General features: G+C 68.6%; 16 protein-coding genes. 10 read left to right on the top strand and 6 right to left on the bottom strand.

The genetic code is table 11. From position 1 onward, the window contains the following. Positions 1-6: 6 nt before the first annotated feature. From OU994_RS18520 to OU994_RS18510, 3 genes are all read left to right on the top strand, one after another. Positions 7-351, top strand: coding sequence for a hypothetical protein (locus OU994_RS18520; RefSeq protein WP_131145686.1), 345 nt, complete (start codon positions 7-9; stop codon positions 349-351). Between the two features lie 122 nt (positions 352-473). Then, entirely contained in the window at positions 474-1244 is a 771-nt protein-coding gene (locus OU994_RS18515) for a DNA/RNA non-specific endonuclease (protein WP_281607089.1), read from the top strand. A gap of 15 nt (positions 1245-1259) precedes the next feature. Then, positions 1260-1514, top strand: a complete 255-nt coding sequence (locus OU994_RS18510; RefSeq protein ID WP_281607088.1) for a hypothetical protein — start codon at positions 1260-1262, stop codon at positions 1512-1514. A gap of 25 nt (positions 1515-1539) precedes the next feature. Here OU994_RS18510 and OU994_RS18505 read toward each other — a convergent pair whose 3' ends face one another. From OU994_RS18505 to OU994_RS18495, 3 genes are all read right to left on the bottom strand, one after another. Continuing rightward, positions 1540-7554: a DUF3320 domain-containing protein gene (locus OU994_RS18505; protein WP_281607087.1), complete on the bottom strand. Its 6015-nt coding sequence runs from the start codon at positions 7552-7554 to the stop codon at positions 1540-1542. 84 nt (positions 7555-7638) lie between these two features. Beyond that, positions 7639-8211, bottom strand: coding sequence for a hypothetical protein (locus tag OU994_RS18500; protein WP_281607086.1), 573 nt, complete (start codon positions 8209-8211; stop codon positions 7639-7641). 137 nt (positions 8212-8348) lie between these two features. Then, the gene (locus tag OU994_RS18495) at positions 8349-8930 is read right to left on the bottom strand and encodes a helix-turn-helix domain-containing protein (protein WP_281611665.1); all 582 of its coding nucleotides are present in this window, start codon (positions 8928-8930) and stop codon (positions 8349-8351) included. A gap of 209 nt (positions 8931-9139) precedes the next feature. Here OU994_RS18495 and kbl point away from each other — a divergent pair, with 209 nt between their 5' ends. The 6 genes from kbl to moaD all read left to right on the top strand — a co-directional run bounded on the left by kbl (position 9140) and on the right by moaD (position 16109). Next, positions 9140-10342, top strand: a complete 1203-nt coding sequence (kbl, locus tag OU994_RS18490; RefSeq protein WP_281607085.1) for a glycine C-acetyltransferase — start codon at positions 9140-9142, stop codon at positions 10340-10342. Beyond that, a complete protein-coding gene (locus OU994_RS18485; RefSeq protein WP_281607084.1) occupies positions 10342-11304 on the top strand; it encodes an NAD-dependent epimerase/dehydratase family protein in 963 nt (320 codons plus the stop codon). The genes kbl and OU994_RS18485 overlap by 1 nt, the downstream gene beginning before the upstream one ends. A gap of 44 nt (positions 11305-11348) precedes the next feature. Beyond that, entirely contained in the window at positions 11349-12743 is a 1395-nt protein-coding gene (locus OU994_RS18480) for an L-serine ammonia-lyase (RefSeq protein WP_281607083.1), read from the top strand. A 359-nt stretch (positions 12744-13102) separates the two neighbouring features. After that, entirely contained in the window at positions 13103-14605 is a 1503-nt protein-coding gene (gene thrC, locus OU994_RS18475) for a threonine synthase (RefSeq protein WP_281607082.1), read from the top strand. A gap of 1 nt (position 14606) precedes the next feature. Further along, on the top strand, positions 14607-15833 hold the full coding sequence (glp, locus tag OU994_RS18470) for a gephyrin-like molybdotransferase Glp (protein ID WP_281607081.1): 1227 nt from the start codon (positions 14607-14609) through the stop codon (positions 15831-15833). A gap of 18 nt (positions 15834-15851) precedes the next feature. Further along, on the top strand, positions 15852-16109 hold the full coding sequence (moaD, locus tag OU994_RS18465; RefSeq protein WP_281607080.1) for a molybdopterin converting factor subunit 1: 258 nt from the start codon (positions 15852-15854) through the stop codon (positions 16107-16109). Between the two features lie 40 nt (positions 16110-16149). Here moaD and OU994_RS18460 read toward each other — a convergent pair whose 3' ends face one another. Continuing rightward, on the bottom strand, positions 16150-16407 hold the full coding sequence (locus OU994_RS18460; RefSeq protein WP_281607079.1) for a hypothetical protein: 258 nt from the start codon (positions 16405-16407) through the stop codon (positions 16150-16152). An 84-nt stretch (positions 16408-16491) separates the two neighbouring features. Between OU994_RS18460 and OU994_RS18455 the strand changes: the two genes are divergently transcribed. Next, complete coding sequence (locus tag OU994_RS18455; protein ID WP_373922623.1) at positions 16492-17739, top strand: TIGR03862 family flavoprotein; 1248 nt, start codon at positions 16492-16494, stop codon at positions 17737-17739. Here OU994_RS18455 and OU994_RS18450 read toward each other — a convergent pair. Further along, a complete protein-coding gene (locus OU994_RS18450) occupies positions 17726-18538 on the bottom strand; it encodes a GIN domain-containing protein (protein WP_307731720.1) in 813 nt (270 codons plus the stop codon). The two genes, OU994_RS18455 and OU994_RS18450, sit on opposite strands and share 14 nt — an antisense overlap. Continuing rightward, complete coding sequence (locus OU994_RS18445; RefSeq protein WP_281607077.1) at positions 18538-19311, bottom strand: DUF1700 domain-containing protein; 774 nt, start codon at positions 19309-19311, stop codon at positions 18538-18540. Before OU994_RS18445 ends, OU994_RS18450 begins: the two co-directional genes overlap by 1 nt. Positions 19312-19437 lie beyond the last annotated feature (126 nt).

Raw genomic sequence — 19437 nt, 5'->3', positions numbered from 1 at the left:
GACATCATGCCGCGAGGTGCCAGCCCGAAACGGGAACAGGAATACCAGAAGCTGGAAAAGCAGTTCGAGAAGGAAGGGCGCTACAAGGGCCGCGAGGAGGAAGTGGCGGCGCGCATCGTCAACAAGCAGCGCAAGCAGTTCGGCGAAACGGAGGGCGCCAAGGCCAAGGACCGGGCCGGCGCGTCGCCCGACCGCAGCGTGCCGATCGCCAACTACGAACACCTGACGGTGCCCCAGGTGAAGGGCGCGCTGGCCGAGCTCACTGCCGCCCAGCGCCGCAAGGTGCGCACCTACGAGGTGAAGCACAAGAACCGCAAGGGTGTGCTGGAGGCGCTCGACCGGCTGCATTGACGCGGCGGGAAAGCGGCCCATGAAGCCGGCGCGGGGCCGTGCCACGGCCCCGCGCGCTTGCTGCCGCGAATCGCGCTCCGTTAGAATGCGCCTCTCGCATTCTCCCTGATCGCCGCCACCCGATGTTCATCCGCCCGCTTTACGCCGCCGCCGTCGCGGCGGTCCTGCTCTGCCCAACCGTCTTCGCCGCCGAAGCCTGCCCCCAGCATTACCTGGAAGGCCAGGCGCCGCGCATCCTCAACGAGAAGCTGGCGCGGGCCACCCGCCCGCTGTGCTACAACGTGTTCGGCGTGATGCACAGCGGTGTCACGCGCACGCCGCTGTGGTCGGCCGAGCACCTGACGCCGCGGCGCATCGCTGCGGCCGAGGACATGTCGCGCGATAACGCCTTCCACGCCGAGAGCCGGTTGCCGAAGGCGCAGCGCGCCGAACTGGCCGACTATGCGCGCAGCGGCTTCGACCGGGGGCACATGGCGCCCAGCGGCAACATGCCGGACGAGACCAGCCAGTACCAGAGCTTCACGCTGGCCAACATGGTGCCGCAGGAAGCCGACAATAACCGGCACGTGTGGGCCGGCATCGAAAGCGCGGTGCGCAAGATGGTCAAGAAGGAGGGCGATTTGTACGTGATCACCGGGCCCGCCTTCCTGGGCAGCGACTTGCGCAAAGTGGGCAACGTACTGGTGCCGAGCCACCTGTACAAGGTGGTGTACAGCCCGCGCCAGGGTGCCGGCGGCGCCTGGTTCGTGGCCAACGAGGCCGACGCCAGGCCGCAGACCATGACGATCGCCCAACTGGAAAGCAGGATCGGCATCGATCTGATACCGTCGCTGACGGCGCGGCAAAAGGCCGTGATGCTGAAGCTGCCGAAGCCCGGCAAGCGCAAAGGATAGAAAGGATAATCCCAGATGAGCAAGAAATTCGTGCCCTACGCGAACGAGGCCGACGTGCTGACGATCGGCGGCCTGACCATCGAGAACCGTCTCGACCGGATCACCATCGATGGCGACGTCGACCTGACGCTGGACCGCAAGGGCCTCGAGCATGCGCGCGCGCTGCACCAGCTGCTCGGCGCGGCGCTGGCGAAACTGGAAGGCCAGAAGGACTTGCCGGCGGCGCTGCCGCCGCCGGCCGTGAAGAAGGTGGCCAATCCGTTCGACTGACGGATCGGCCGCGCTGGCATGAACGTCAAGCCGTGCCGGCATCCGTGGGCACGTCGCTCCGTGCAGGCAGCACGGACACCACGCCGTCGCTGACGGCGACCAGGCCGGCCAGGCGCCCATGCGCCAGCGCCCGGCCGATGCGTGCCTCCGCCTCGGCGCCGGTGCGCGCCATGCCCAGCAACCGGGACACGGCGCGCACCAGTCCGGCCTGGGTGGTGCCGCCCTGCTGGGCCAGCACGTACAGGGCGATATTGCCCAGCTCTTCCAGGCAGATTTCATCGATGGCGCGCTTCGACTCCGGTTCCGCGCCGGGCAGCCGGTAGCCCTCCCACGTGGCCGGGTCCAGCTGCTCCGGCCAGTAGAACACGCCATCCTCGCCGGTGGTCCGCACGCCCGCCGGCAGCAATGCCGCCAGGTGCTTCTCGATGCGCGAACCGGTGCGCGCCAGCCCCCACGCACGAATGATCCGGCGGAACAGTGCCGCCTGCGCCACCGGCCCCTCCTCATGGACGATGCGGTGCAGCTGGTGGCGCAGCTCGGCGGCGGCGGCCGGCTCGTAGAACCGTTCCGGGTCGCCTTTCGGCAGCGTCACCGGCAGGTACAGGGCGGCGCCCGGCGTGGCCTCCGCCTGCACCGTGGCGGGTGTCTCGTCGCCATGCTCCGTCGCGGGCGATGCCTCCTGCTCGACCGGCGCTGACACGGCGGGAGCGGCATCGTCGGCCACTGGCGCTTCGCGCCGCTGCATCAGCCCGTCGAGCTTGGCCAGCAGGGCCGTCAGCGGTGGCTCCGGATCGAGCCACCAGTCGGTGGACCAGACCCTGGCCAGGTTCCAGCCCAGGCTCTCCAGCACATGCTGGCGCAGGCGGTCGCGGTCGCGCGCGGTGGCGCCGGAATGGTAGGAGGGGCCGTCGAATTCGATGCCCAGCAGGTAGCGGCCGGGCGCGCCCGGGTCCACCACGCCCAGGTCGACGCGGTAGGCCGACACGCCGACCCGCTGGTGCACGGTCCAGCCGTGCGCGCGCAGGGCGGCGGCCACCTGGCGTTCGAAGCCGCCGCTCGCCGGCTTGCCTGGGGCCGCGTTCGCACCTGTCGCGGTATCGCCCGGCCGCGCAGCCAGCGCAGGGGAAGAGTGCCGCGCAGCCAGCGCAGCGGGCCCGCGGATGGCGAATTCCAGGTAGTTGCGCAGGTCGAGGACCCCCGCGGCGCGCACCCGCGCCGGATCGATCTGTTCCGGCAGCAGCGTGCTGTAGATGACGACCGCCTGCCGCGCGCGGGAAATCGCCACGTTCAGCCGGCGCTGGCCGCCTTCCAGGTTGAGCGGGCCGAAATTCAGGCTCACCTTGCCCTGGGCATCCGGCCCGTAGGTAATGGAGAACAGGATGATGTCGCGCTCGTCGCCCTGCACGTTTTCCAGGTTCTTGATGAACAGCGCTTCCTGGTCCGGCTGGGCGATGGCGGTGTCCAGTGCCGGATTGGCGCGGCGGCGCGCCTCGAGCAGCCGTTCGATCAGCTGCTGCTGGGCGCTGTTGAAGGTGACCACGCCCAGCGTGTGCCGGCGGCGCGCCGCGTCCAGGTAGTGCTGCTCGATGGCCGCCACGATGGCTTCGGCCTCGGCCCGGTTGGTCTTGCTGCCGCCCCGGTCGTAGACCCCCGGCACGTGCTGGAAGCGCACCGCGGTGTCCGCGGTGACGGGCGAGGGGAAGGTGACCAGCTCGTTGCCGTAGTAAGCGGCATTGCTGAAGGCGATCAGGCTTTCGTGGCGGCTGCGGTAGTGCCAGTTCAGCGTCAGTTCCGGCAGGCCGATGCCGAGGCATTCATCGAGGATGCTTTCCAGGTCCTGCACCTCGCTGTCGGCCGGGCCTTCGCCGTCATCGCCACGGCTGAAGAAGCTGGTGGGCGGCAACTGCTTCGGATCGCCCACGCAGACCAGCTGCCTGCCGCGGGCGATGGCGCCCACCGCGTCCCACACGGGAATCTGCGACGCTTCGTCGAAGATGACGACGTCGAACTGCGCATGGGCGGCGTCGAGGTACTGGGCCACCGACAGCGGCGACATCAGCAGGCAAGGTTTCAGCCGCGGCAGCAGCGTCGGCAGCCCGGCGATCAGCTGGCGGATCGGCATGTGCCGGCGCTGCTTCTGCAGTTCGCGGAGCAGCCGGCCCAGCTCGGAATCGGAGCCGGGCGCCAGCGCTGCCGCGGCGGTGCTGGCGGGAACGCGCGCCGCCAGCGCGGCGACCACGTATTGCTGCGTGAGCTGCTGGAAGCGCTCGTCGGCCTGGCGGAATTCACGGATCTTGCGTTCATGGTCGGCACTGGAAAAGGCGCACAGCACGGGCTCGCGGTCGATCGCCTTGCGCACCCACCAGTTCCGGTAGCTGTATTCGAAATGCTCCGGCACCCGGTCCAGCGCCACCGAGCCCGATTCCAGCGCGGCGACGATGCCTTGAAGGCCGCCCGCGATGGCGCGGGCGCGCACGCCCTGCCACAGGCACCACGGCCGCAGCTGCCGCGCATGCTGCTGCCAGCCTTCGAGGATCGCCGCGATGCGCGCCAACGCGCCCCCGGCGGCGGTGTCGAGGCCCAGGTTGTCGCCGCAGCCGCCCAGGTTCGAGGTATTGCGCAACTGCGTGGAAAACTCGCGCCAGGCATCGCGGTAGGCGGCCAGGCCGGCGCCGAGCGGCGCGTCGCCGGCCAGCAGCGCACGGTTCTCCGTGACATAGGGCAGCAGGCTGGCGCGCAGGGCGGCGGCCAGTTCAGCGTCGCCGCCGGCGAGGCGGACGACGGCATCGGCGAACTCCCTGGCCCAGCGTTCGGCGCGCGCCACCGCTTCCCAGTCGGTGCGGTGGCCGGCGAAGTCGCCTTGCAGCAGCGTGCCGGCCTCGCCCGACAGGCTGGCCAGCGCGGCATCCTGTTCGTTGACCTTGCCCAGCGCGTCGAGCAGGGCCGGCATGTCGGCGGGCGCCGGCGCCTGTCCGTCGCGCCGGTAGCCCTGCAGGCGCTTCAGCAGGGCGCGCCGGGCAAACCAGCTTTTCGGCCACCAGGCCGCCTGCGCGGCCTCCCATTCACGCCGCAGTTCCGCCCCGGACAGCTGCGCGGCATCGTCGGCATACGTGCCCGCCAGCGCTTCCCAGGCGCGGTTGCGGGCCACGCCGTGCTCGCGCAGCACCGCCAGCCGCGCGCGGGCCGCCGTGTCGTGCGCCACCCGCGCCACGCCGGCCGGCAAGCGCGGCGCCTGCAGCAGTGCCTCGGCCAGGCGATCCAGCGCGGCGAAGTCGGCCAGCGACAGGCCATCCGGCGCGGCACCCAGCAAGCGCAGCGGCCCGGTGCTGGCGCCGCCGAGGGCCGTGTTGCGCGCCGCCAGCGCGGTGGCACTGTCGAGCAGATCCTGTTCCCACGACGGCGACCACGCCGCCGTGCCGATGCGGCCCAATGCATGGCCGGCCAGCGTCGGCAGCTGGCTGGCCAGCGCGCCGATCTGCCGGCTGGTCTCGCGCCATGCTTCGAGTTCGCTGCGGGTATGGGCGTCGGGGTCGGGCCAGGAAAACTGCGCGGGGCGTTTCCCGGCATGGTCGATGCAGGTGCCGATGGCGTCGTATATCGTGAGGTCGTTCGGGTGCAGGCGGTGCAGCGCCACGGCCACGTCGTTCAGTTCGCCGCGCAGCGCGGCCAGGCGCGCCGCCTCCAGCTCCCATTCCCTGACGCTGCGGGTGCCGGCCGCGTCGAGCGCGACGCCCAGCTGGCGGATCACGTCGGCCTTCTTCGCCTTCGACGAGTGCAGCTCCAGGCTGAACGGTCCCAGGCCGACCGCGTTCAGGCGGCGCTGCACCACCTCCAGCGCGGCCATCTTTTCCGACACGAACAGCACCGACTTGCCGGCCGCCAGCAGGTGGGCGATCAGGTTCGTGATGGTCTGGCTCTTGCCGGTGCCGGGGGGGCCCTCGATGACGAGGCTGGTGCCGCTGCCGGCCACGCAGATCGCCCGCAACTGCGAAGAGTCGGCCAGCAGCGGCGCGAACAGGTCTTCGGGACGGTGGCTGGCATCGAGCGTGCGGGGTTCGAACCCCAGGGCGGCCGGCGCGAACGCCTCGCCCGGATGCTCGACCAGCTGGGCGACCACGGGGTTTTCCTGCAGTTGCCGGTGGCGGTCCTGCAAGTCCTTCCACATCAGGTACTTGGTGAACGAGAAAATGCCCAGGTGGACCTGCGCGTGCACTTCCCACCCTTTCAGTTCGGCCACGTGCAGCCGGAACGCTTGCAGGATGCCGGCCACGTCGATGCCCTTGTCGTCGGCGGGGAGCACGTCGAACGCCGGCAGCTTGAGCTGGAAATCCTGGGCCAGCTTCTGCACCAGGGTCGGGTTGACCAGGGCTTCGTCATCGTGGCGCGCCAGCCGGAAGCCGCTGCGCACCGACTGGCGGGTGAGCGTGACGGGCACCAGCAGGATGGGCGCCTGTTGGGCGGCCTCGGCATCCGCTTCCTCGCGCCATTCCAGCAAGCCGAACACCAGGAACAGCGTGTTGGCGCCGCCTTCCTCGAGGCTGGTGCCGGCCGCGCGGTAGATTTCCAGCAGGCGGGCTTCGAGCCCGGCATCGTCCAGCCCCGCCGGCACGTCGACGAGGATCTCGTTGCGGCCCAGCGCGTCGGTGGCCAGCGCATCGAGCGGCGTGGCGCCGGCCCGGGCCGTGAAATGGGCGGCGTCGCGCGGGTCCGTGCCGCCCATCAGCACGGGCGCCGCGCGCAGGCGGAACTCCGTGCCGTCGGCCAGCGTGTCCTCGAGCGCGCCGGGGTCTGGGCAGATCACCCGCAGCGTGGTCTTCGCCGGCTTGAAGTTCAGCAGGCGGTTGCGCAGCGTGAGGTCGAGCAGCCGGCTTTTCCAGCGTGCCAGGCGGCCTTCCGGCGTATCGGCCGGCGCCTCGGCGGCCGGCAGCAGCGCCGGGTCGAGCGGCGGCAGCGGCGGCATCGGCTCGATCGCCAGCGTATCCTGTTCGACCACGGGTTCGGCCGCGGCGGGCGCGGTGCGCGAAGGCAGGGGGCGGATGTGCAGCGTGCGCGCACGGCGGATGTCGATCGCGCAGGCAAACGCGGCGTCGTCGGCCAGGTGCTCTTCGCCGGCTACGCAGGCCAGGCGGAGCGGCTGGCGCCGGCCGTCGGCGACACCGGTGGTCTCGAACACCATCAGTTCACCGGAGCGCACGCGCTTGCGCACCGACTGCGCATCGTCCACCAGCGCGGTGGGGAAGCAGGTATCGACCAGCCACACGCCGACCCAGGCGTGGCCCTCCTTCAGCAGCACGACCGGGTGCAGGCCGGCCTGTTCCAGGCAGGCGGCGAACAGCATGGCCAGGTCCAGGCAGGTGGCAACCTTCGTTTCGAGGATGCGTTCGGGCGTACGGATCTTCTGGCCGTCGGTACCGAACGATGCCGGCGGATTGGCGTAGTGCAGGTCCTGCGCCAGCACCGCGCCGTACAGGGCCGAGACCTGCTGCCACACTTTCTCGCGGTTGCGCGACTGGTAGCCGTGCAGGGAAGGACTGCCGGGCGCCTCACGCAGCAGCGTGGCGCCGGCGGCGAGCAGGTGGTCGACCACGCGCGAGTTGGGCATGCAGAAGGCCGCCAGCAACTCCGGCAGCAGCCGGGTGCCGGCCCACTGGTCGTAGGCGAGCACCGTGATGTCATGGCGTGCTTCCAGGGGCGCATGGCCGTCGGCCCGCACGGTCAGCGTCACGCTGGCGCGTTCGGCTTCGTCCAGGCCGCTCAGCCAGGCATGCTCCGGTTTGAGGTCGACCGGTGCGATGGTGCGGGTTTCGCCCGCCGCGAGGTGCTCGAAGCGGTACACCGGGCCGGTGGCGAAGGCGGGCTGGCAGACGATGGCCACGTCGAGATTCGCCAGCGCGGCCGTGCCCGCATTGGTGAGCGCGATGGCACGCACGACCGGCACGTCGTTCTGCATGGCCGCGTAGCCGGTGGTCGCATCGGCGGTGAACGCGACCGCCAGGGGCAGGGCAGGTTGATCGGTACTGGCGGTGTGGTCTGGTGGCATGGGCGGCATTGGCGAGGAGATGGCTGGCTATCCTGCCAATGTTATCAGGAACGATGTCCGGCCGGAAAGAACGGCCGTGCGGTGTCAGCGCATGCGCGTGACGCCGGCTTCGCGCAATGGATGCCAGCCCAGGCTCCGCGCGATCACGCGGCGGTAAGGCGTATCGATGTGGGGCGGGGTGCGGCGCAGGTAGAACTCGGCTGCCTGCCGGGTTTCGCCTTCCAGGCTGGCCAGGAACGCGACCACTTCCGTGGCGGACGGCTTGCGCCCGCCGCTGCCGGCGAATTTGGGTGGCAGGGCCGTCCAGATCGCGGCATCGATGCGCCGGGCGCTCAGCCAGGCGGCGATTTCGTGCTGGACAGGCGCGCCCCCGACGGCGGGAATGCTGCCGATGAATTCCGGATGACCGGGGGCGATCTTCTCGCGCGCGGCCAGCATGGCGCGCGCGGCGGCCAGGTCGGGGGCATCCACGTAGGCCCAGTAGGTGGGCGCCGGCGGCGCGCCGGGACACAGTACCAGCGCCAGCTCGTCGCTGTCATCGCTGTCGCGGGCGAATTCCAGCGGGAGGAGGGCCCCCCCAGGGTGCCAGCCGGACGCCAGCTTCAACGGGCCGGGCTTCCACAGCAGCGAGCCCCAGGCGATGCAGACGATGTTCATACTTGGTGAATGTCATGGACAGGAACGCATTGTAGGGGGCGCCGTGGAAACGCAGAGCACGGCTGGAAGCGGGCCTGGGGCTCAGCGATGGAAGAGGTCTGGACGAGCCCTGGCGGTGCTCGACCAGCTTTGAATCACTAGCGGTGAATGACGACGAGCAGCGCCTTCGCCTCGACCTTGCCGATATTGCGCAGCGCATGCTGCTGGTCGGCTGGATAGCGCGCGGTGCCGCCCAGCTTGACCTTCTTCTTGTGCGCCCCCACCTCGATCTCGATGGCGCCGTGCAGCAGCGTGACGTGCTCGGTGGTGCCCGGGTCGTGCGGCTGCGAGACCAGTTCGCCGCCCGGTGCCAAGGTCAGTTCGTACCATTCGTACTTGCCGGCAAGTTCCATCGGCCCGAGGATGCGCAGCACATAGCCGGCATGATTGCCGGGCAGGGTCGGCGTCTCGTGCGCGTCGACGACGCGGATCGTGTCGACCGGGCGCTGCTCGTCGGCCAGCAGTTCGCCGATCGCCACGCCCAGCGCATTGGCCAGGCGCCACGTGATGGCGATGGTGGGATTGGCCTTTTCGCGCTCGATCTGCGACAGCATCGATTTCGACACGCCGGCGATGCGCGACACGTCTTCCAGCGTCAGGCCGCGTGCAAGACGCAGGCGTTGCAGGGCGGCGCCCACCTCGGGCGGAGCGTTGGCGGCGGGTGGGGCGGGTGATTTCATCATTGGCGGTTGCAAAGTTCAATAAGCTTATGTAGGATTCAGTATATCGAACAAAAGTTCAACATAATGAAAACCGGAGAAAATACAGGAATCGGGGCGAAGTTCGATACCCTGTTCTCCGCGATGCACGGTACAACAGGGCGAACATGCCGGTCAAGCAACCGGCCGCCGCCCCCGCAAGACCGCGCGAACCCAACCCGAGGAAAACCATGAGCACACAAGCGAATTTCTACGCCGGCCTGCGGCACAACCTGGAGCAGCTGCGCGAACAGGGCCTGTACAAGCCCGAGCGCGTGCTGGCTTCGCGCCAGGGCGCGGAAGTGACGGGCGACGATGGACGGACGCTGATCAACATGTGCGCCAACAATTACCTGGGCTTGTCCGGCGAGGAATGGGTGGCGAAGGCGTCGATCGACGCCACCGAACGCTATGGCTACGGCCTGTCGTCGGTGCGCTTCATCTGCGGCACGCAAACCGTGCACAAGCAGCTGGAACAGGCGATATCCGCCTTCCTCGGCACCGAGGACACGATCCTGTATGCCGCCGCGTTCGACGCCAACGGCGGCGTGTTCGAGCCGCTGTTCGACGAGAACGACGCGATCATCTCCGATGCGCTGAACCATGCCTCGATCATCGACGGCATCCGGCTGTGCAAGGCGGCGCGCTACCGCTATGCGCACAACGACATGGCCGACCTGGAAGCCCAGCTGCAGGCGGCCGCCGGCAAGCGCCATAAAGTCATCGTGACCGATGGCGTGTTCTCGATGGATGGCACGATCGCCCAGCTGGACCGGATCGTCGCGCTGGCCGAACAGTACGGCGCGCTGGTGATGATCGACGAATGCCACGCCTCGGGCTTCATGGGCAAGACGGGCCGCGGCACGCACGAGCACCATGGCGTGCTGGGCAAGATCGACATCATCACCGGCACGCTGGGCAAGGCGCTGGGCGGCGCGATGGGCGGCTTCACGTCCGGCCGCAAGGAGGTGATCGAGACGCTGCGCCAGAAATCGCGCCCGTACCTGTTCTCGAACACGCTGGCGCCGTCGATCGCCGGCGCTTCGCTGGCCGTGCTGGAAAAGATCTCCGCATCGACCGAACTGCGCGACCGGTTGCACGAGAACACGGCGTACTTCCGCCGCGAGATCGAGCGCATCGGCTTCACCATCAAGCCGGGCACGCACCCGGTGGTGCCGGTGATGCTGTTCGAGGCGCCGGTAGCGCAGAAATTCGCGGCACGCATGTATGAACTGGGCGTGCTGCTGTCCGGCTTCTTTTATCCGGTGGTGCCGATGGGCCAGGCGCGCGTGCGCGTGCAGCTCTCCGCGGCGCACACCCGCGAGCAGCTCGACAAGGTACTGGCCGCGTTCGCGCAGGCCGGCAAGGAACTCGGCATTCTGAAGGAACAATAATGGAACGGATACTCGTCATCGGCGCCAACGGGCAAATCGGCAGCGAACTGGTGGAAGCGTTGTCGCTGAAGCATGGCGCGGACAATGTGTTTGCCACCGATATCTCGCCGAACAACGTGTATGGCGCCGCGCAATACCAGGTGCTGAACGTGCTCGACGAAGAAGCGCTGGCGCAGCTGGTCTCGTCGCAGGACATTACGCAGGTCTACCAGCTGGCCGCGATGCTGTCCGCTACCGGCGAGCAGGCGCCGCTGAAGGCATGGAAGCTCAACATGGATGGCTTGCTGAACGTCCTCGAGATTGCCCGTGAACGTGGCGAGATCGGCAAGCCCCTAAAGGTGTTCTGGCCATCGTCGATCGCGGCGTTCGGCCCGAACACGCCGCAGGACGCCACGCCGCAGATGGCGGTGATGGACCCGACGTCGATCTACGGCATCAGCAAGCTGGCCGGCGAACGCCTGTGCGAGTACTACCACCTGAAATACGGGGTCGACGTGCGCAGCATCCGCTACCCCGGCATCATCAGCTACAAGTCGCCGCCCGGTGGCGGCACCACCGACTATGCGATCGCGATTTTCCATGCGGCGCTGCGGGGCGAGCGCTATGAATGCTTCCTCGGCCCGGATACCACGCTGCCGATGATCTACATGGCCGATGCGATCCGCGCCACGCTCGAACTGATGGAGGCGCCGGCGGAGCAGGTGAAGATCCGTTCGTCGTACAACGTGGCCGCCGTGTCGTTCTCGCCAGCGCAACTGGCCGCGGCGATCAAGGCCAGCGTGCCGCGTTTCGCGGTCTCCTACAAGCCGGACAGCCGCCAGCAGATCGCCGACACGTGGCCGCGCAGCCTGGATGACAGCGCGGCGCGGGCCGACTGGGGCTGGCAGGCCCGCATCGGCGTCGACGAGATCGTGCGCGACATGCTCGCCAACATCGACGTGAAAGTCAGCCAGGCCGCCTGAGGCCCGCCACGCCATCTTCACTATTACTATAAAGAGAGACAAAGATGGACATGAGCGTATTCGATCTGTTCAAGATCGGCATCGGCCCCTCCAGTTCGCACACCGTGGGGCCGATGGTGGCCGCGCGCCGCTTCCTGCTGGACCATGGGCCGCTGGAGGACGTGACCGGCGTGACGGCCGAGCTGTATGGCTCGCTGGCGCTGACCGGCGTGGGCCACGGTACCGACACGGCCGTGATCCTGGGCCTGATGGGTGAAACGCCGCAGGGCGTCGATCCTGGCCGGGTCGACGAGATGCTGGCGGAGGCGCAGCTGAGCGGCGAACTGAACCTGCTGGGCGTGAAGACGGTGCCCTTCGTGCGCGCCCGCCACCTGGTCTTCCACAAGACCGAGAACCTGCCCGAACACCCGAACGGCATGCGCTTCACGCTGCACCGCGCCGGCGGCGATACCAGCAAGGTGTATTACTCGGTTGGCGGGGGCTTCATCCGCGCCGAAGGCGAGGGCGCCGCGCCTGGCAATAAGTCGGGAGAAAAGCCGGCGGGCGAGCCGGCGGTGCCCTATCCGTTCGACACGATGGCGGACCTGCTGGCGCACGGCGCGCGCACGGCGTTGACCATTCCGCAGATGCTGCGCGCGAACGAACTGGCCCACATGCCGGCCGAACAGCTCGACGCGGGCCTGGACCGGATCTGGCAGGTGATGCGCTCTTGCATCGCGCGCGGGCTGGAAACCTCCGGCCAGCTGCCGGGCGGCCTGAACGTGAAGCGCCGCGCCGCCAAGCTGTGGCAGCAGGCGCAGGGCGCCGACCGCGCCAACGAACTGCCGCACGATGCGCTGAATGGCGTGTCGCTGTATGCGATGGCCGTCAACGAGGAAAATGCCGCCGGCGGCCGCGTGGTGACGGCGCCCACCAATGGCGCGGCCGGCATCATGCCCGCCGTGCTGAAATACTACGCCGAGGATTGCAAGCCGCTCGACCCGGTGCGGGGCGTGCGCGAATTCCTGCTGAGCGCCGCGGCGATCGGCATGCTGTGTAAGCGCAACGCCTCGATCTCCGGCGCGGAAATCGGCTGCCAGGGCGAGGTGGGCGTGGCTTGCGCGATGGCCGCCGCCGGCCTGGTGGCCGCGCTGGGCGGCTCCAACGCGCAGATCGAGAATGCCGCCGAAATCGGCATCGAGCACCACCTGGGCATGACCTGCGATCCGATCGGCGGGCTGGTGCAGATCCCCTGCATCGAGCGCAACGGCATGGGCGCCGTGAAGGCCATCACCGCCGCTTCGCTGGCGCTGAAGGGCGACGGTACCCACTTCGTCAGCCTCGACGAGGTGATCGAGACGATGCGGCAGACCGGCGCGGACATGGGCGCGAAGTACAAGGAAACCTCGCTGGGCGGCCTGGCCGTGCACGTGGTGACGGTGAATCACGCGGCTTGCTAGCTGGCTGGCGGATTTCGCTTGGCTGCGGAGCTGCAACGGGTTGGCGATCAGCACCGTGACATGCCAGTAGTGCCTGCGAGAACCCAAGGACGAAATGCTGGGGTCAGACCCGGCGGGTCTGACCCCGGGTCTTGCACTTGGGGTGGATTATCCAAGAGGCTTGGCAGCAATCCACCTCTGGCGGGACAGACCCCGACTGCTTGCCAGCCAACGATTGCCGGAACAGGCGCCAGTCCGCCGCCGCCGCGGACGCCGCCCGATACAACATAAAATTCGAAAAGCTGGCAAATTTCGCAAAGAAACTGCGGCCGCACTATAATAGAAATCCCTCTTCTGTGCATAACCGGATTACCAGAACCATGCAATATGTGTCCACCCGCGCCGACGTGTCGGCCGCCGAAGTGTCTTCCCAGCCATCTCCTGCACGTTTTTCAGACATCCTGTTGGGTGGCCTCGCGCCCGATGGCGGCCTGTACCTGCCCAGCGAATACCCGCAAGTGACCGGTGCCGAGCTCGATGCGTGGCGCAAGCTGCCGTATGCCGATCTGGCCTTTGCGATCCTGGGCAAGTTCGCCACCGACATTCCGGAAGCGGACCTGAAGGCGCTGGCGCAGAAGACCTATACGGCCGACGTGTACCGCAATGCGCGCGAAGGCGAGAACGCGGCGGACATCACCCCGCTGCGCGTGCTGGAAGAAAGCGACGGCAGGAAGCTGGTGCTGCAGGCGCTGTCCAACGGTCCCACGCTGGCCTTCAAGGACATGGCGATGCAATTGCTCGGCAACCTGTTCGAGTATGCGCTAGCCAGGCAGGATGCGCAGCTGAACATCTTCGGCGCCACCTCGGGCGATACCGGCAGCGCCGCCGAATACGCGATGCGCGGCAAGCGCGGCATCCGCGTGTTCATGCTGTCGCCGCACAAGAAGATGAGCGCATTCCAGACGGCGCAGATGTTCAGCCTGCAGGACCCGAACATCCTGAATATCGCCGTCGAGGGTGTGTTCGACGATTGCCAGGACATGGTCAAGGCCGTGTCGAACGACCTGGAGTTCAAGGCGCGCTACAAGATCGGCACCGTCAACTCGATCAACTGGGCCCGCGTGGTCGCGCAGGTGGTCTACTACTTCCGCGGCTACCTGGCCGCGACCACGTCGAACGACCAGAAGGTGTCGTTCACGGTCCCGTCGGGGAACTTCGGCAACATCTGCGCGGGCCACATCGCCCGCATGATGGGCCTGCCGATCGACAAGCTGGTGGTCGCCACCAACGAGAACGACGTGCTCGACGAATTTTTCAGGACCGGGATCTACCGCGTGCGAAAGTCGGCCGAGACGTATCACACGAGCAGCCCGTCGATGGACATCAGCAAGGCCTCGAACTTCGAGCGCTTCATCTACGACCTGGTGGGCCGCGATCCGGCGCGCGTCAAGGCGCTGTTCACGAAGGTGGAAAGCGATGGCGGCTTCGATCTTTCCGGTGGGCCGGGCAGCGACGGCGACGAATTCGCCAAGGTCGCGCAGTACGGCTTCAAGTCCGGCAAGTCGACCCATGCGGACCGCCTGCAGACGATCCGCGACGTGGCCGACGACTACGGCATCGTCATCGATACCCATACCGCGGACGGCATTAAGGTCGCCAAGGAGCACCTGGAGCCGGGCGTGCCGATGATCGTGCTGGAAACCGCGCTGGCGGCGAAATTCAACGAAACGATCCTGGAAGCGCTGGGCGAGGATGCCGAGCGTCCGGCCGGCTTCGAGGATATCGAGTCGCTGCCGCAAAAGTACACGGTGATGCCGCCCGACGTCGACAAGATGAAGGCATATATCGCCGCCAACGTCGACGCCGCCGGCACGGCCCTGTGACATGACGGGCGCGCGCAAGCCGATGCTGTCGCGCCAGCAGGCGCTGGACTTCCTGCTGGCGGCCTGCCGCCCCGTGGCGGAGATCGAGACGGTGCCCACGCTGGAGGCCAGCGGCCGCGTGCTGGGCGCCGACTGCGTGTCGAGCCTGGACGTGCCGGCGCGCGACAACACGCAGATGGATGGCTATGCGGTGCGCGCCGCCGACTGCGCGGGCGGCTCCGCCACGCTGCCGATCACTTTACCCATCTCGCAGCGCATTCCCGCCGGCCATGTCGGCGAGCCGCTGCAGCCCGGCACGGCCGCCCGCATCTTCACCGGCGCATTCATCCCGGAAGGGGCCGACGCGGTGGTGATGCAGGAGCAGTGCGAGGCGCAGGGCGACACCGTTGCGATCCGCCATGCGCCGGTGCCCGGCGAATGGGTGCGCCGCGCCGGCGAGGATATCCGCAACGGCAGCGTGATCCTGCCGGCCGGTACCCGGCTGCGCAGCCAGGAACTGGGGCTGGCCGCCTCGATCGGGCTGGCCAGCCTGCCGCTGCTGCGCCGCGTGCGCGTGGCCGTGTTCTTTACCGGCGATGAATTGACCATGCCGGGCGAGCCGCTGGCGCCGGGCGGCATCTACAACTCGAACCGGTTCACCTTGCGCGCGCTGCTGGAGAACCTGGGCTGCGACGTGACCGATTTCGGCATCGTGCCCGACAGCCTGGAGGCCACCCGCGCCGTGCTGCGCCGGGCCGCCGCGGGCAGCGACCTGATCATCACGTCCGGCGGTGTATCGGTCGGCGAGGAAGACCATGTGAAGCCCGCCGTGGAAGCGGAAGGCAAGCTGGCCATGTGGCAGATCGCCATCAAGCCGGGCAAGCCGCTGGCGTTCGGCGAAGTTGGCGATGCCTTCTTCATCGGCTTGCCGGGCAATCCGGTATCGAGCTTCGTGACGTTCCTGCTGTTCGTGCGGCCATTCCTGCTGAAACTGCAGGGCGTGCACGCGGGCAGCGAGCCGCGCGTGTTCCCGCTGCGCGCGGACTTCGACTGGAAAGGCGACCGCCGCAACGAATTCCTGCGCGCCCGCATCAATGCCCACGGCGGCCTGGACCTGTTCCCCAACCAGGGCTCGGGCGTGCTGACCTCCACCGTGTGGGGCGATGGCCTGATCGACAACCCGGCCGACCAGCCGATCAGCGCCGGCGACACCGTGCGCTTCATTCCGTTCAACGAACTGCTGTATTGACCGAACTGCTGTATTGATATGCGAATCAACCTGAAGTTTTTTGCCAGTGTCCGTGAAAAGCTGGGCAGCGGCGGCGAGACCATCGACGTGCCGGCCGATGTCGGCACGGTGGGCGCGCTGCGCGACCTGCTGGTCGCCCGGGGCGGTGCGTGGGCCGAGGCGCTGGGCGAAGGGCGCGCCTTGCGAATGGCCTGCAACCAGCGCATGTGCGACGGCGACGAAGCGCTGAGCGAGAACGCCGAGGTTGCGTTCTTCCCGCCGGTAACGGGCGGCTGAGTATTTACGACGGGTCCTGAAGCCCGGCCGTTTGCCTCGGTTACTTCTTCTTCCGGCGCGGTGCCTGCGCCGCGGCGGGCTTCGGCAGCACCGCGTCGCATGCCGCGCAGGCCAGCGCCTTGCGGTAGCGGTTCCACGCGGCGCCCGTGAAGATCGCCGCGGCCACCGCGGCCCAGATGGCGGCGCTGGCGATGTCCGCCGGCGCCGTGGTGCCCTTGGCCCATTCCACCGCGGCCAGGATGGCGAACAGCGGCACGGCCGCGAGCAGGTAGCGTTTGATCCAGAATAGCGGGCCCATGGCGTCTCCAGCGGTGATTTTCCCAGCAAGGCCACCAGTATGCCGGGGCGGGGCGCGTTTTGCACTACAATCTCGCTCCTCATGATGACCCCTGCATCCCCCGACACTTCCTGCCCGCGCGTGGCGATCGTCGGCGGCGGACCGGCCGGCCTGATGGCAGCCGAAACGCTGTCGCGCACCGGCGCGTTCGACGTCCACCTGTACGACGCGATGCCCTCCGTCGGCCGCAAGTTCCTGCTGGCCGGCCGCGGCGGCATGAACATCACCCACGCCGAACCCTACGAACAGTTCGTGGCGCGCTATGGCGCCCGCGCCGCCGCGCTGCGGCCGATGCTGGACGCGTTCGGCCCCGATGCCGTGCGCGACTGGGTGCACGGCCTGGGCATCGATACTTTCGTCGGTACCTCCGGCCGCGTGTTCCCGACCGAGATGAAGGCCGCGCCGCTGCTGCGCGCGTGGCTGCACCGCCTGCGCGAGGCGGGCGTGCATTTCCACCAGCGCCACCGCTGGACCGGCTGGGCCGGCGACGCCCTGCGCTTCGCCACACCGGACGGCGAACGGCTCGTCGGCGCCGACGCCACCGTGCTGGCCCTGGGCGGTGCCAGCTGGGCGCGGCTGGGCTCCGACGGCGCGTGGCTGCCGTTGCTTGCGTCGCGCGGCATCGGCGTGGCGCCGCTGCGGCCGGCCAACTGTGGTTTCGACGTGGGCTGGAGCGCGCTGTTCGCGGAACGGTATGCCGGCCAGCCGCTGACCACCGTGGCCGCGTCATGGACGGACGGGAACGGGCAGCCCGTCCGCAAGCAGGGCCAGTTCGTCGTCACGGCGACGGGCGTCGAGGGTAGCCTCATCTATGCGTTGTCGGCGCCCGTGCGCGACCAGATGACATTGCACGGCAGCGCTGTCGTCGAGCTGGACTTGCTGCCGGATTTGCCGGCCGACCGCGTGCTGGCCGAAGTGGCGCGGCCGCGCGGCTCGCGGTCGATGTCCAGCCACCTGCAGGGCCGGCTCGGCATCAAGGGCGTGAAGGTGGGCCTGCTGCACGAATGCTTGGGCAAGGAGCAGTTCGCCGATCCCGTGGCGCTGGCCCGTGCCTTGAAAGCCTTGCCGCTGACGCTGCGCGCGCCGCGGCCGATCGACGAAGCCATCAGCAGCGCCGGCGGCGTGGCGTTCGAGGCGCTGGAGGGCACCATGGTGCGCGCCTTGCCGGGCGTGTTCGTGGCCGGCGAGATGGTGGATTGGGAGGCGCCGACCGGCGGCTACCTGTTGACGGCCTGCCTGGCGGGCGGCGTGGCGGCCGGCGCCGACGTGGCGCGCTGGCTTACTCGAACGTGACTTCCCCGGAGCCGTTCCGGCTGACGCTGCGCTCGTCCGGATTGCCGTAGACGGTCACATCGCCGCTGCCGGCCACGGCGACCGCGGCCGATTCGCGGGCGAACACCTCTGTGGTACCGGAGCCCTTGACTTCGACCGCCACGGTATTCGATGCCATGTGCTGCGCATCGATGGTGCCCGAGCCGGTCAGTTCGGCATCCAGTTCGGCGCAGCTGCCCGAGGCGCTGATGGAACCGGAGCCGAACAGCGCCAGCCGCACAGCTTCGCCGCTGCCCGATTTGAGGTCCAGTCCGCCGGTGCCGTGCACGGCGGCGTTCACATGCCGGTAGCGGCCCGAGAACGCCAGGTTGCCCGAGCCGTTCAGGGTGATCGTCAGCCGTTCGCCCGAGAAGCCGGTGATCGTGCTGTCGCCGCTGCCGCGGATGTCGACCGACTGAAGCGAGGGCAGCACGGCTTCCACCTGCAACGGGCGCTTGTGGTGGAACAGCATGCCGGTGGTGGCGATGTGCAGGGTGCCGTTTTCCTGCGAGGTGGCGACGTTGCCGAGCAGGCGCTGTTCGCCGCGCACTTTCAGCGAGGGCGTGCTGCCCTGGCGCAGCACCAGGTCGATCGGCCCCTGCAGTTCAATGGCCGTGATGCCGTGGCCGATCTCGCGCACGTCGGTGCGGGTGACGCGGCCGGCAGTGGTCGACGGATTGGCCACGCCCTGGGCGCGCAGCATCGTATACGACACGCCGATCAGTCCCAATGCCAGCACGAACAGCGACAGGCCGACCTTGACGAGGGTACGGATACGCATCACCGGCCCCGCAGCAAGGCGTGGTTCATCTGCACGTAGCGGCGCAGGCCGATGGCGCTGTAGCGCGTGACCACCAGCGACAGCAGGAACAGCGCGATGCCGCCCACCACCAGGCCGAAGCCGATCAGGGTCTGCGTGGCGCGCGAGGCGCCTTCCGGATCGATCGAGATGCGCACGCTGCCGTCGGCCATGGCTTCGGCATTGTCCAGCAGGCGGCCGGAGCGGCTGGCTTCCTCGTCGAGCTCGTGCTCCAGGTCCGGCGGACGCAGCTGGTCCACCTGGATGCCGCGCTCGCCGATCGACACCCGGGTCTGCAGGCGATCGCGCGCGGCGCGGTCTTCGACGACATGGCGCAGAGGGCCGGCCAGAATCATTTCGTTGGCCCCGGCCAGGCCGCTGGCGGCGACCGCGATGCCACTCATGTAGAACGCGAACGAACAGGCATACACGGCGAGCAGCAGCGCGGCGAATACGGCCGCCGGCACCACCATGAACAGGTTGAACACGGCCAGGCCGGCGAACGACGCCAGCATCCGGCCGAAACCGGCGGGCGTGCGCTTTTGCTCGAAGGCCTGCAGGTGCACGTTGGCGCGCAGGGTCATCGCGATCTTGCGCGGGTCGTCCAGCTCGGCCGCGATTTCGGCCTCGCTGCGCCCCGCCACCAGCCCGTCGATGAAGCGCTGCTCGTAGTAGGCCAGCGTGCGGGCCACCGTTTCCGGTGGCAAGCCCGTCATGGCTTTCCTCAGCGCGTCGAGATAATCCTGCTTGCCCATCGGGTCGTTCCTAGTTCATTGCCAGTTGCAGCGCCACGGGTTGGCCGTGGGCGTCGATCTGGACGATCGCCGCTGCGCTTAGCAGCACGATGGCCAGAACGGCAAGCGTTGTCAAAGTCAGTCGCA

It is taken from the genome of Pseudoduganella sp. SL102 (assembly GCF_027856995.1).
Classification (GTDB): Bacteria; Pseudomonadota; Gammaproteobacteria; order Burkholderiales; family Burkholderiaceae_D; genus Rugamonas; species Rugamonas albidiflava.
The sequence above is the reverse complement of the archived record's forward strand: the minus strand, read 5'-3'. Positions and strand labels throughout refer to the sequence as shown.

Excerpts from the sequence above, each read along its gene's own strand:
- OU994_RS18500 (WP_281607086.1), bottom strand. The coding sequence starts at position 8,211 with ATGAACATCGTCTGCATCGCCTGGGGCTCGCTGCTGTGGAAGCCCGGC.
- thrC (WP_281607082.1), top strand. The coding sequence starts at position 13,103 with ATGCAATATGTGTCCACCCGCGCCGACGTGTCGGCCGCCGAAGTGTCT.
- OU994_RS18515 (WP_281607089.1), top strand. The coding sequence starts at position 474 with ATGTTCATCCGCCCGCTTTACGCCGCCGCCGTCGCGGCGGTCCTGCTC.
- glp (WP_281607081.1), top strand. The coding sequence starts at position 14,607 with ATGACGGGCGCGCGCAAGCCGATGCTGTCGCGCCAGCAGGCGCTGGAC.
- OU994_RS18445 (WP_281607077.1), bottom strand. The coding sequence starts at position 19,311 with ATGGGCAAGCAGGATTATCTCGACGCGCTGAGGAAAGCCATGACGGGC.
- OU994_RS18505 (WP_281607087.1), bottom strand. The coding sequence starts at position 7,554 with ATGCCACCAGACCACACCGCCAGTACCGATCAACCTGCCCTGCCCCTG.
- OU994_RS18485 (WP_281607084.1), top strand. The coding sequence starts at position 10,342 with ATGGAACGGATACTCGTCATCGGCGCCAACGGGCAAATCGGCAGCGAA.
- OU994_RS18510 (WP_281607088.1), top strand. The coding sequence starts at position 1,260 with ATGAGCAAGAAATTCGTGCCCTACGCGAACGAGGCCGACGTGCTGACG.
- OU994_RS18455 (WP_373922623.1), top strand. The coding sequence starts at position 16,492 with ATGACCCCTGCATCCCCCGACACTTCCTGCCCGCGCGTGGCGATCGTC.
- moaD (WP_281607080.1), top strand. The coding sequence starts at position 15,852 with ATGCGAATCAACCTGAAGTTTTTTGCCAGTGTCCGTGAAAAGCTGGGC.
- OU994_RS18450 (WP_307731720.1), bottom strand. The coding sequence starts at position 18,538 with ATGCGTATCCGTACCCTCGTCAAGGTCGGCCTGTCGCTGTTCGTGCTG.
- kbl (WP_281607085.1), top strand. The coding sequence starts at position 9,140 with ATGAGCACACAAGCGAATTTCTACGCCGGCCTGCGGCACAACCTGGAG.
- OU994_RS18520 (WP_131145686.1), top strand. The coding sequence starts at position 7 with ATGCCGCGAGGTGCCAGCCCGAAACGGGAACAGGAATACCAGAAGCTG.
- OU994_RS18480 (WP_281607083.1), top strand. The coding sequence starts at position 11,349 with ATGGACATGAGCGTATTCGATCTGTTCAAGATCGGCATCGGCCCCTCC.
- OU994_RS18460 (WP_281607079.1), bottom strand. The coding sequence starts at position 16,407 with ATGGGCCCGCTATTCTGGATCAAACGCTACCTGCTCGCGGCCGTGCCG.
- OU994_RS18495 (WP_281611665.1), bottom strand. The coding sequence starts at position 8,930 with ATGAAATCACCCGCCCCACCCGCCGCCAACGCTCCGCCCGAGGTGGGC.